Genomic DNA, 11,893 nt, shown 5'->3' with positions numbered 1-11,893 from the left:
ACTAGAGATATGAATCAAACGACGAATGCTATTTTAATGATCCGTCCGTTGGCGTTTCGAATGAACGAACAGACCGCGGTCAACAATTATTATCAAAAGGTTTTGGATGGCTTGTCGCCCGAAACAGTCAATGCGAAAGCGCAGCAGGAGTTTGATGCCTTTGTGCAAAAACTGCGCGTTGCGGGAGTTGATGTTACCGTGGTTGACGATACGTTGGAGCCCAATACACCCGACAGTATTTTCCCGAACAACTGGATTTCGTTTCACGAAACGGGCGATGTGGTGTTGTACCCCATGTTTGCCGAAAATCGACGGGCTGAACGCCGGGAAGATATTTTGGATTTGCTAGAAGACAAAAGTTTTGTAGTCAATGACATTATGGATTACACGTCGGCGGAAGCAGACAATATTTTTTTGGAAGGTACGGGCAGTTTGTTGCTCGATCGGCAAAATGGCAAAGCGTATTGTGCCTTGTCGCCACGTGCGGATGAGGAGTTGATGATCGAGTTTTGTGAGGATTTTGAGTACACGCCGGTTATTTTTGAAGCGTTTCAAACGGTGGGCGGTGAGCGAAAACTTATCTACCACACCAATGTGATGATGTGTATTGGCGATACGTTTGCGGTGATTTGCGCCGACTGTATTGACGATAAAAAAGAGCGCAAAATGGTATTGGACTCCTTGCGTAGCGATGAGAAAGACCTCATTTTGATTACCGAAGATCAGGTCAACAATTTTGCTGGGAATATGTTGGAAGTAAAAGGATCGGAAGGGAAACGCTATTTGGTGATGAGTTCGTCGGCATACCATGCGCTAACCAAAAAGCAAATTGCTCAAATCGAACAGCATGTCACTATTTTGCATTCGAGTTTAGATACCATTGAAGCCTGCGGGGGTGGAAGTGCCCGTTGCATGATGGCGGAGGTATTTTTGCCTAAGAAATAATTGTGCTATTTGACGATAAAAAAATCCCAAGGACGTTTTTGTGCTTGGGGTTTTTTATTACAATTTGATAAATTCGTATCCGCCTTTGGTGGCGCCCCATACTTGTTTACCGTCTTTGTCAAATCCTTGGTCCCAAGAGATAATGGTGTTTTGGGTAACCGTTACTTTGGAGTTGGCCCAACGCGCCCCGCGGAGTTCACTGGGACAGGTTTTATCCCCCGTAGCGCCTTCGAACGTATTTTTTCGGGTGCGTTTCAAAACTACTTCGCAGCCGTCTTTGAGTTCGATATCCGCTTCAGTGAGTTGATCGTATGCTTCGGGAGTCTCCCATTTGCCAATCCATTTTTTTTCGTCTTTGAGCGTGTAAATCGTACTGATGAATTGCTCGCCTTGTTGCGTTAACTTGTAAATGCGTACTCGATAGGGTTGGTCTTGTTTATTGAATAGGGCCTGCTCGACAAAAAGGTAATGGCCTTTGGATTTCCATATGGGGGTCATTCGCAAGGAGATATTGAAATAGTCTTTATCTAGGCTGGCTTGTTTTTCAGAGCTATAGTGGCCTTGCATGATCGCGACTAATTCCTTCATTGCTGAACTATTGGTATTCTTTGGCGTTTGTGCGGATTTGCATCCCAGTAAGCATAGGGAAATACAAAGGGAAAAAAAAACGTATCGCATATGTAAATTGTCTAGATTTTTAAAATACTGGTTAGGGCATTAATGATGTATTGGATACCAATTGCAATGGTTAAGAATCCCACTATACGAGAAATCGCTACAATCCCAGAGGCACCTAGGTATTTGGCCAAATAATGTGCACTTCGAAGAATGAGGAAAATCAGTACTGCTACCGCAAAAATGGCTAGTGTTGAGAAAATAATTTCTTGCGTACTGTTGTGTTCTTGATAATAGGCTATAAGAAGGGAAATGGAACCGGGTCCCGCCAACATGGGCATGGCAAGAGGGGTGAGGGCGATGTTGTCGCGTTGTTGTGCTTCCTCTTCGGCTTTTTTATCCAAACCTTTATTTCGACTGAATTTTCCGTTCAGGAGTCCAAACCCTGAACTGGCAATGATGATACCGCCAGCGATGCGCAATGCGGGAATCGTAATACCAAAAAAAGTGAGTACGTATTGCCCGATAAAGTAAGAGATGACCAATATTAGACACACATTAATTGCGGTCCAAAGGGAAACTTTTGAGCGTTCGGCTTTGGTATAATCTTGGGTAAGCGCCACAAAAATAGGCACGGTTCCAATGGGATTTAACACCGAAAATAAAGCCGCTAAAAGAAAGATAAAATCGTTCATATTGCAAAGGTAGGGGATTGGGGGTTTCGTTGTATTTTTGTGGGGTAAAATAATCGTTACCTATGAAAACCTTAGTTTTGGGAGCCTCCAACAACTCCGATCGATACAGTTACCAAGCGTTAGTACGTTTGCAAAAACACCAGCATGAAGTGGTCGCTATTGGTCGTAAAGCAGCTGTGGTCGAGGGTATTCATATTCAAGAAGGGTTGCCTGAAATAGAGGGTGTTGATACCGTTACGTTGTACATGAATCCCACACACCAACAAGCCTACTACGAGTATATCATCGGGTTACATCCACGACGGGTTATTTTCAATCCGGGAACCGAAAATCCAGCTTTTTATGCCCTTTTGACTTCGCATGGCATTCACATCGAAGTAGCCTGTACGTTGGTTTTACTAGCTACACATCAATACTAGAATCGGGTTTGTCCTACAGCAGGTTTACTGATAAAAAGTAAGCCTACAAACGTCAGTAAACCATTGACAATGATGAGTTCGTTGTCAAACTGGTACGCGCCAAAAAGATCTTTAGCATACGTTGTCATTCCCCAGCACATTAATGGCGCGAGTACACAAACGAAAGGCACCCATCGATCGTTAACGGTTTTCGTTTTCATAAATAACCCAAAGCCATAGAGTCCCAAAAGCGGTCCGTAAGTATAACTGGCCACTTTAAAAATCATTTTGACCACCGATTCGTCGTTGAGTATATTGAACAGGACAATCACCAAAAACATCAGGAATGAAAAGCCGAGATGTACTTGGTGTCGAATACGAACTTGTTTTTCAGGGGAATGTTGATTTTCGGCCTTATCCATGTGAAAGAAATCAACACAAAAAGAAGTCGTTAATGCGGTTAACGCACTGTCGGTTGTGGCAAAAGTTGCGGCCGTTAAGCCCAATAAAAAAACTACAGCCGGCACAACCGTTAAATGATTAAACGCTATTTCTGGAAACAATAAATCGGTGCGCGCAACACCATCAACAATCGGTACTGCAATCCCATTTTTCTCAGCATACAAATACAATAAAGCGCCTACGCTCAAAAAGAAAATATTAATCAGTATAAAAATACAGGTAAAGGTGAGCATGTTTTTTTGGGCTTCACCAATGTTGGTACAGCTGAGGTTTTTCTGCATCAAGTCCTGATCCAAACCCACCATAGCAATAGTGACAAAGATGCCACCGAGGAGTTGTTTCCAAAAGAAATGGCCTTTTTGGTAATCTTCAAAAAAAAAGATTTGCGAATAACTGCTGTTTTTTACCGCTTCAAAGGCTTGGGTGGGACTGTAATTGAGGCTGCTGCATATGAAGTAGATGGTAAGGAACACTGAAGTGACCAAGAAAAAAGTTTGCAATGTATCGGTGATGATGATGGTTTTGAGTCCCCCGCGATACGTGTAGGCAAAAATCAAACCCAACGAGATCAAAACAGTGGCGGCAAAAGGCACGTGGAAGGCATCAAACACATAGCGTTGCAATACCAAAACCACCAAATACAGTCGAAACGCCGATCCGATGGTACGGCTAATTAAAAAAATACTGGCCGCTGTTTTGTAACTGACCGCCCCCAAACGCTGTTCGATATAGCTATAAATAGAGGTAAGATTCATGCGGTAATACAACGGAAGAAGAACGGTAGCAATAATTAAAAATCCGATCGCATTCCCGAGTATAAATTGAAAGTACTTGAATTGAGTATCATAATCTTTTATGCCATTTTCTTCAATAAAATGACCAACCTCTCCGGGTACGGAAATAAACGTCACCCCGGAGAGTGCTGTACCGATCATACCGAAGGCCACGAGGTACCATTTGGAGTTTTTATTGGCTTTAAAAAAAGTGTCGTTATCGCTGCTTTTTTTTCCTATGCGAAAGGCGATAAACAATAACAATCCAAAATACACGAGGATGATGGAGAGAATGAGGGTTGGGCTCATGCTGTAATATTTAAAAAGCGAAAAATACAAAAATATTGATGCCTTTTTTAAATTATGTACTTTTGTGGTATGGAATTTTCATCAAAGTTATTGGAGCAAGCGGTCAATGAAATGGCGCAATTGCCTGGTATTGGTAGGCGTACGGCTTTACGATTGGTGTTACATTTGTTGCGACAGCCCCAGGAGCAAACCCGCTTTTTGACCGAGGCTTTGACACAAATGCGGGAGCAGATGAAGTTTTGTGCGAGTTGCCATACCCTCTCGGATGTTGAGGTTTGTTCGATTTGCAGTAACCCTGCCCGTAATCACCGCGTTATATGTGTTGTAGAAGATGTACGTGATGTTATGGCGATTGAAAACACTCAGCAATTCAAAGGGATTTATCATGTGTTGGGAGGCAAAATTTCGCCCATCGACGGGATCGGCCCGAGTCAGTTGCATATTGCTTCCTTGGTTGAAAAAGTGAAGACAACAACTGTTGATGAAGTGATTTTTGCCTTAAGTTCTACGATGGAGGGTGATACCACCAATTTTTACATCTACAAACAAATTCAAGATAAGGCTGTAAAAACTTCTACGATCGCCCGTGGAATAGCGGTAGGTGATGAATTGGAATATGCCGATGAAGTGACGCTGGGGCGCAGTATTTTACACCGTATTCCTTTTGAAAATTCCCTAAAAAAATAATTAGAGATTTCCCCATCGAGTCTTTTGATTTTACGATTGAAAAACTATCTTTGTTGGCTAAAACAAAGTAGATGAAAACCAAAATACTGTCGTTTTCCATAGTATTGTTATTTCTTGTCACCGCTTGTGTTCCATCGCAGGACTTAATATATCTTCAAGATAAAAAAACTACTAAACTCTCTGAACAATTGGTTACCCCAAGTAACAAGCCTTATCGTTTGCAAGTCAATGACGTAGTTTCGGTGCAAATCAAAGCTTTAGTTGACGAGCGCTTGCTGGAGATTTTCAATACTAATCCACAAAATCAGGCAGTTCAAACGGTAGAAACACTATACTTTAATGGTTACACCGTCGATGATCATGGAAATATTCGTATTCCAATTTTGGGGGAAGTTAATGTATTGGGTTTCACCGTAGAAGAAACGCGCACCAAGATTGAAGCCCAATTGTTAGCCGATTATTTCAAAAAGGAAGCGCAATTATTTGTAAATGTTAAGCTTGCAGGATTTCGTTACACAGTTAATGGTGAGGTCAATAATCCCGGTTCAAAGGTGTTGTACCAAGATCGTGTTAACGTGTTGGAAGCCTTGGCCAATTCAGGTGATATTACCTTGATGGGTGATCGAAAAGAGGTGAAAGTTATTCGTCAGTTTCCTCATGGATTGGAGACGTTCAACATTGATTTGACCGATGCTGCTGCGGTATATTCTCCTGCATTTTATTTGCAACCCAACGATTACATCTACATCAAACCATTGAAACAAAAATCATGGGGATTTGGAGGTACGGGTCGCGATACCTTGACCATTATGATTACTGCGTCTTCATTGTTGTTAACACTCACGCTGTTATTACGCAATTAAATGATGTTCCATGCTTGATATCAAAGATTTTTCCTTTTTTGAAAAACAAAATAGCTTCGATTTCAAAGCTTTCCTGATTAAAACAGGGAGTTATTGGAAGTGGTTTGTATTTGGATTGGGTTTTGCCTTGTTTGTGGCGCATCAAATCAATATCCGTAAACAGAAAATCTATGCTCTAGAAGCCACGTTGGCAGTGAAGGAACAAGAGAATCCATTGTTTATGAGCAATACCAATTTGATTTTCAATTGGGGCGGTACTTCCGACCAGGTACAGCGTATTGCGAGTACTTTGAAATCCCGTTCCCATAACGAACTGGTGGTTGACAAACTAGGATTTTATATTGATTATCTTCAAGAAGATAAATATTATCAAAAAGACGTCTACGGTTCGGCTCCTTTTGAAGTGAAGTTGGATAAAACCAAAAACCAACTTTTAGGGATTCCTGTTGAGATTCATTTTGTGTCGCTAACTGAATATGAAATCAATATTTCGGTAAAGGCCAATTCGGTTCCGGTTATTAATTACAATACTAATATCATTGATACGCAAGCTGTTCGCTCGGGCGATTTTCGTAAACGTTGCAAAGTGGGACAACCATTGCGATTGCCTTTTCTAAATTGGACATTGGATATAAAAGGAATGCCTGGAAATTACCAGGGACAGAAATTTATCATACGGATGAATTCGTTTGATAATGTCGTCAGTATGTATCGAAATGTTCGTGTAGTTATTGATGAAAAAGCGGGATCAATTATCCGTATTTCGCTTCAAGGAACCAACAAAGCACGCATTGTGGATTACTTGAATGAAAGTGTTCAAATGTTGAAAAAGAAACAACTGGAAAGTAAAAACTTGTTTGCCGAGAACACCATTAAGTACATTGATACTACCTTGGCTTTGATGGAGGATAATTTGAAAGCAGCCAACAATGATTTAAAAGATTTTAGCAAAGGGCGTAATGTTGTAGAGATTGAAAAACGCGGCGAAACCTACCAATCTCAAATTCAGAATTTAGACTTGATTAAAGACGGGATTGACCGCAAAACAAACTATTACAATGTATTGAATAATTATTTGCGCAACAGCAATGATTACTCCAAGTTGCCTGCTCCCTCTGTTGCGGGTATTGACGATCCTAATATTATTAAAAATGTAGCACAACTCATCGATTTATCAGTCCGACGTTCGGAGATGACGTACTCCGTTAAAAGTGCTTTAATGTTCAATAACATTGACAATGAGATTTCAGCGGTAAAGCGGGTTTTGTTGGAGAATATTGTAGCCGCCAAATCTGCAATTCAGTTCGAGGTAGCTCAGGTGAATCGTAAAATTCGTGATTCGGAAAACAAAATAGAAAGTCTTCCCGAGGACAGTCAAGATTATTTGCGAATCACTCGTAAGTTCAATTTAAGCAATAGTGTCATCGATGCCTATTTGCAAAAACGTAATGAAGCGCAAATTGTAAAAGCAGCCAATTTATCGGATGTAGAGTTTATCGATCCCGCCAAAGACATTGGAGTTGGATTAATCGGACCGCGGACTGGAGTAAACTATGTGATTGCCATTTTTGCGGGTCTATTGATTCCATTGTTGGTGGTTTTTATGATTTTCTTTATCAATAATTCCATTCAGAATGCTGAAGATATTAATGCGTTAACAAATATTCCGTTGATTGGAGTGATTGGGGTCAAATACACAATTTCGAATTTAGCGGTTTTTGAAAAGCCCAAATCGGCGCTTTCAGAATCTTTCAGGGCGCTGCGTTCTTCGCTCCAATTTTTGTATAAAAAGCAGAAAAAGGAGGGAAGTAAGACCTTAATGTTGACATCTTCGGTATCTGGCGAAGGGAAGACATTTTGCTCTATCAATATCGCGACTGTATTTGCAATCAGTGAAAAGAAAACAGTTGTCGTTGGATTGGATTTGCGTAAGCCTAAGATTTTTGATGATTTTAATTTAAAAAATAAAATTGGAGTCGTTAATTATTTGATTGGTCAAAATTCACTAGATGAAATCATTCAAAAAACCAAGATTCCTTATTTGGATGTAATTACTTCAGGACCAATACCGCCTAATCCCTCGGAGTTGATTATGGGAGAGACCATGCGGGAGTTCATGGAAGAATTGAAGAACCGTTACGATTATGTGATTTTGGATACACCTCCCGTGGGATTGGTCACCGATGCCATAGAATTGTCACCTTTTGCCGATGTGACTTTGTATATTATACGTCAAAATTTCACAAAAAAAGAAATGATCCAACTCATCAATACTCGTGTCCAACGCGATGAATTGTCAAATGTGAGTATTGTATTGAATGGTTTTGAAAACAAGGCACGTTACGGTACAGGGTATGGCTATGGCTATGGTTACGGCTATGGCTATGGGAATTATGCCAATGGCTATCACGAAGATGATCGTCCCAAAAACGTGATTGAAAAAATTAAAGAGAAGCTATTTAAGCGTAAAAAATAATTTGTCAATTCTATGCAAACCCTTGTCATTACCGGTGCGGCCGGATTTATCGGTTCCAACTTAACCGCTCACTTTTTGGAGCAAGGTTTTCACGTGGTGGGTTTGGATAACTTTGCTACGGGGCATCGAAGCAATATAGAGCCGTTTCTTTCGCACTCAAACTTCACATTTCACGAGGGAGATATTCGGGATTTAGAAACGTGTCATCGTGCAGTCAAAGGGGCTACTTTTGTATTACATCAAGCTGCTCTGGGTTCGGTTCCCCGCTCTATCATCGAACCGATAACTTCCAATGAAGTTAATGTCTCTGGTTTTTTAAATATGTTGGTGGCGTCTCGCGATGCAGGGGTAAAACGCTTTGTTTATGCGGCAAGTTCGTCGACCTACGGCGATTCGTCTTCTTTACCGAAAGTGGAAGATGTGATTGGAAAACCCTTGTCACCCTATGCCATAACCAAATATGTCAATGAATTGTATGCGTCGATTTTTTCCTCTACCTATGGGTTAGAAACTATCGGGTTGCGCTATTTCAATGTATTTGGACGACGACAAGATCCTGATGGAGCCTATGCGGCGGTAATTCCTAAATTTGTAAAGCTATTGATACAAAAAGAATCCCCGGTGATCAATGGTGACGGGACTTATTCCCGTGATTTTACTTATATTGATAATGTAATTCAAATGAATGCCTTGGCATTGTCGGCGACGAAACCCGAAGCACTGAATACCGTATATAACACCGCGGTTGGGGAACAAATTTCGCTCAATGAAATGGTTCATTTACTTAAAAAATATTTATCTCGTTACGATGCTTCCATTGCTGAAGTACCTATCGTATACGGACCCCAGCGCGTAGGCGATATACCGCATTCTAAAGCCTGTATTGCTAAAGCGCAAGAGTTATTAGGCTATAAACCCCAATATAACTTTGCGTCAGGTTTGAAAGAAGCTTTGGCTTGGTATTGGTATAATTTAAAATAAATACAAATGAAAATATCTCATATTTGTTGTATTGGTGCAGGTTATGTAGGTGGCCCAACGATGGCTGTCATTGCTAATAAATGTCCTCAAATCAAAGTGACGGTTGTCGATTTAAATGCCGAACGCATTGCCCGTTGGAACGATGATAATGTTGAAAATATTCCTGTGTACGAACCCGGATTAAGTTCTATTATTGCAGCATCACGGGGAAAGAATTTGTTTTTCTCTACCGAAGTCGATAAAGCCATTAATGAAGCGCAAATGATCTTTATTTCGGTCAATACGCCTACTAAAACCTATGGAACGGGTAAAGGAATGGCCGCCGATTTGAAGCATATCGAATTGTGTGCCCGACAAATTGCACACGTAGCGACTACGGATAAAATTGTGGTAGAAAAATCAACCTTGCCAGTTCGAACTGCTGAAGCTTTGAAAAGCATTTTGGACAATACCGGAAATGGGGTTCAGTATCAAATTCTTTCCAATCCGGAGTTTTTGGCTGAGGGGACGGCCGTTCAGGATTTATTGTCTCCCGATCGCGTATTGATAGGAGGAGGAACCGATGAAGCGGGTCAGAAAGCCATCCAAGCGTTGGTCGATATTTATGCCAATTGGGTTCCCAAAGAGCGAATTTTAACCACTAACGTATGGTCGTCGGAATTGTCAAAACTGACCGCAAATGCCTTCTTAGCTCAGCGCGTTTCGTCTATTAATGCTATTTCAGAATTGTGTGAGAAAACTGGGGCCAATGTCAACGAAGTAGCCTGTGCTATCGGAATGGACAGCCGAATTGGATCGAAGTTTTTGAAAGCCTCGGTTGGTTTTGGAGGCTCGTGTTTTCAAAAAGATATTTTGAATTTAGTCTACATTGCCAAATCCTATGGATTGCAAGAAGTCGCCGATTATTGGGAGCAAGTAATTCAATTGAATGACCATCAGAAAAATCGTTTTGCACGCAATATCGTAAGTACGTTATACAATACCATTTCTGGAAAAAAGATTGCCTTTTTGGGATGGGCTTTTAAAAAAGATACCAACGATACGCGAGAGTCAGCTGCCATTTATGTAGCGGATACTTTGATGCAAGAACAAGCACAAATAGCGGTATATGATCCCAAAGTAGAATACCCTCAAGTGCTCTCGGATTTGAATTATTTGGATACACGTGATGCGACTTCCAATGCAACATTAGTTACTTCATTTGCTGATCCTTATTCAGCATGTCATAAAGCGCACGCGATTGCGATTATGACCGAATGGGATGAATTTAAAGCCTATGATTGGCAAAAAATTTATGATTCTATGTTAAAACCCGCCTTCATTTTTGACGGGCGAAATATATTAGATGCCGAAGCGATGCGCGCGATCGGTTTCCATTACCAAGGAATAGGTTCGTGATACACATACTATGGATATAAAAATAGCAGTTATCGGATTGGGGTATGTCGGATTGCCTTTGGCACGTTTGTTTGCCACAAAGTATCCCGTTGTAGGGTTTGATATTAATCAGCAACGGGTTTCCGAATTGAATACGGGACACGATAGTACGTTAGAGGTGTCCTCCGACTTGCTTCAGCAGGTATTAGTTTCGAAGCATACTGAAGCCCACGGGTTGTTGTGTGCTTACGATTTGGAGGCCATTCGCGATTGTAATTACTACATTGTTACGGTTCCAACCCCTGTCGATAAAAACAACCGTCCCGATTTAACTCCCTTGTATAAGTCGAGTGAAACGGTCGGTAAAGTACTGAAAAAAGGGGATATCGTAGTCTACGAATCGACCGTATATCCTGGATTAACAGAAGAAGAATGCGTGCCCGTTTTGGAGCGGGTTAGTGGTTTGAAATTTAATGTAGATTTCTATGCGGGCTACTCTCCAGAACGTATTAATCCAGGTGATAAGGAACATACCGTTGAAAAAATCTTAAAAATCACTTCAGGTTCAACGCCCGAAATTGGACAAAAAGTGGATGCTTTGTACCGCTCTGTCATCACAGCAGGTACCCATTTAGCGCCTTGTATCAAAGTGGCTGAGGCAGCCAAAGTGATTGAGAATGCACAGCGCGATATCAATATTGCTTTTGTCAATGAGTTGGCTAAGATTTTTAATTTGCTCGACATCGATACGCATGCGGTTTTGGCTGCTGCGGGAACAAAATGGAACTTTTTGCCCTTTAAACCGGGGTTAGTTGGTGGACATTGTATCGGAGTTGATCCTTACTATTTGGCGCAAAAAGCACAAGAGACTGGGTATCATCCGGAAATCATTTTAGCGGGTCGTCGTTTGAATGATAGCATGGGGGAATATGTTGCATCGCGTATCATTAAATTGATGATTAAAAAAGGGATTTCGGTCGATCATTCGTCGCTTTTACTCTTGGGAATTACGTTTAAAGAAAACTGTCCTGATGTGCGCAATACGAAGATCGTGGATGTGGTCAATGCCTTAACCGATTACGGAATCCAAGTGACCATTTATGACCCTTGGGCCAATCCCGAGGAAGTAAAGCATGAGTATGGCTTGGCGACAACCAATACACTACCCCAAACTACCTTTGATGCGGTGGTGTTGGGTGTAGCACACCGTGAGTTTTTAGAACTGGATTTAGCAGGATTACGAAATCCTAAGTCAATTGTTTATGATGTTAAAGGCGTTCTCCCCTATACGGTGGACGGAAAATTATAACGA

The 11,893-nt window shown here is 41.2% G+C and carries 11 protein-coding genes; 8 read left to right on the top strand and 3 right to left on the bottom strand.

Annotated features, from left to right (window positions below):
• The first annotated feature begins 9 nt into the window (after positions 1–9).
• A complete protein-coding gene (ctlX, locus tag ABWO12_RS00140; RefSeq protein ID WP_353086156.1) occupies positions 10–945 on the top strand; it encodes a citrulline utilization hydrolase CtlX in 936 nt (311 codons plus the stop codon).
• A gap of 57 nt (positions 946–1,002) precedes the next feature.
• On the opposite strand, the gene ABWO12_RS00135 is transcribed toward ctlX, so the two are convergent.
• Both ABWO12_RS00135 and ABWO12_RS00130 read right to left on the bottom strand, forming a co-directional pair.
• Complete coding sequence (locus ABWO12_RS00135) at positions 1,003–1,533, bottom strand: chromophore lyase CpcT/CpeT (RefSeq protein WP_353086155.1); 531 nt, start codon at positions 1,531–1,533, stop codon at positions 1,003–1,005.
• Positions 1,534–1,634: 101 nt separating this feature from the next.
• Complete coding sequence (locus tag ABWO12_RS00130; protein ID WP_353086153.1) at positions 1,635–2,255, bottom strand: MarC family NAAT transporter; 621 nt, start codon at positions 2,253–2,255, stop codon at positions 1,635–1,637.
• Between the two features lie 62 nt (positions 2,256–2,317).
• Here ABWO12_RS00130 and ABWO12_RS00125 point away from each other — a divergent pair, with 62 nt between their 5' ends.
• Positions 2,318–2,674, top strand: coding sequence for a CoA-binding protein (locus tag ABWO12_RS00125; RefSeq protein WP_353086151.1), 357 nt, complete (start codon positions 2,318–2,320; stop codon positions 2,672–2,674).
• Here ABWO12_RS00125 and ABWO12_RS00120 read toward each other — a convergent pair.
• A complete protein-coding gene (locus ABWO12_RS00120) occupies positions 2,671–4,197 on the bottom strand; it encodes a sodium:solute symporter (RefSeq protein ID WP_353086149.1) in 1,527 nt (508 codons plus the stop codon). The two genes, ABWO12_RS00125 and ABWO12_RS00120, sit on opposite strands and share 4 nt — an antisense overlap.
• A 69-nt stretch (positions 4,198–4,266) precedes the next feature.
• Between ABWO12_RS00120 and recR the strand changes: the two genes are divergently transcribed.
• From recR to ABWO12_RS00090, 6 genes are all read left to right on the top strand, one after another.
• Positions 4,267–4,884 carry a recombination mediator RecR gene (gene recR / locus ABWO12_RS00115; RefSeq protein WP_353086148.1) on the top strand — a complete coding sequence of 206 codons (618 nt, stop codon included), beginning with the start codon at positions 4,267–4,269 and terminating at the stop codon, positions 4,882–4,884.
• A gap of 71 nt (positions 4,885–4,955) precedes the next feature.
• Positions 4,956–5,747, top strand: coding sequence for a polysaccharide biosynthesis/export family protein (locus tag ABWO12_RS00110; RefSeq protein ID WP_353086146.1), 792 nt, complete (start codon positions 4,956–4,958; stop codon positions 5,745–5,747).
• Between the two features lie 10 nt (positions 5,748–5,757).
• Complete coding sequence (locus tag ABWO12_RS00105; protein ID WP_353086144.1) at positions 5,758–8,223, top strand: polysaccharide biosynthesis tyrosine autokinase; 2,466 nt, start codon at positions 5,758–5,760, stop codon at positions 8,221–8,223.
• A 12-nt stretch (positions 8,224–8,235) separates the two neighbouring features.
• On the top strand, positions 8,236–9,204 hold the full coding sequence (locus tag ABWO12_RS00100) for an NAD-dependent epimerase/dehydratase family protein (RefSeq protein WP_353086142.1): 969 nt from the start codon (positions 8,236–8,238) through the stop codon (positions 9,202–9,204).
• A gap of 6 nt (positions 9,205–9,210) precedes the next feature.
• Positions 9,211–10,602, top strand: coding sequence for a nucleotide sugar dehydrogenase (locus ABWO12_RS00095; RefSeq protein ID WP_353086141.1), 1,392 nt, complete (start codon positions 9,211–9,213; stop codon positions 10,600–10,602).
• Between the two features lie 10 nt (positions 10,603–10,612).
• A complete protein-coding gene (locus tag ABWO12_RS00090) occupies positions 10,613–11,890 on the top strand; it encodes a nucleotide sugar dehydrogenase (RefSeq protein WP_353086139.1) in 1,278 nt (425 codons plus the stop codon).
• The last annotated feature ends 3 nt before the right edge of the window (positions 11,891–11,893 follow it).

This window comes from Flavobacterium sp. (genome assembly GCF_040379285.1).
Lineage (GTDB): Bacteria > Bacteroidota > Bacteroidia > Flavobacteriales > Flavobacteriaceae > Flavobacterium.
This window is presented reverse-complemented; position numbering and strand designations above follow the sequence as displayed.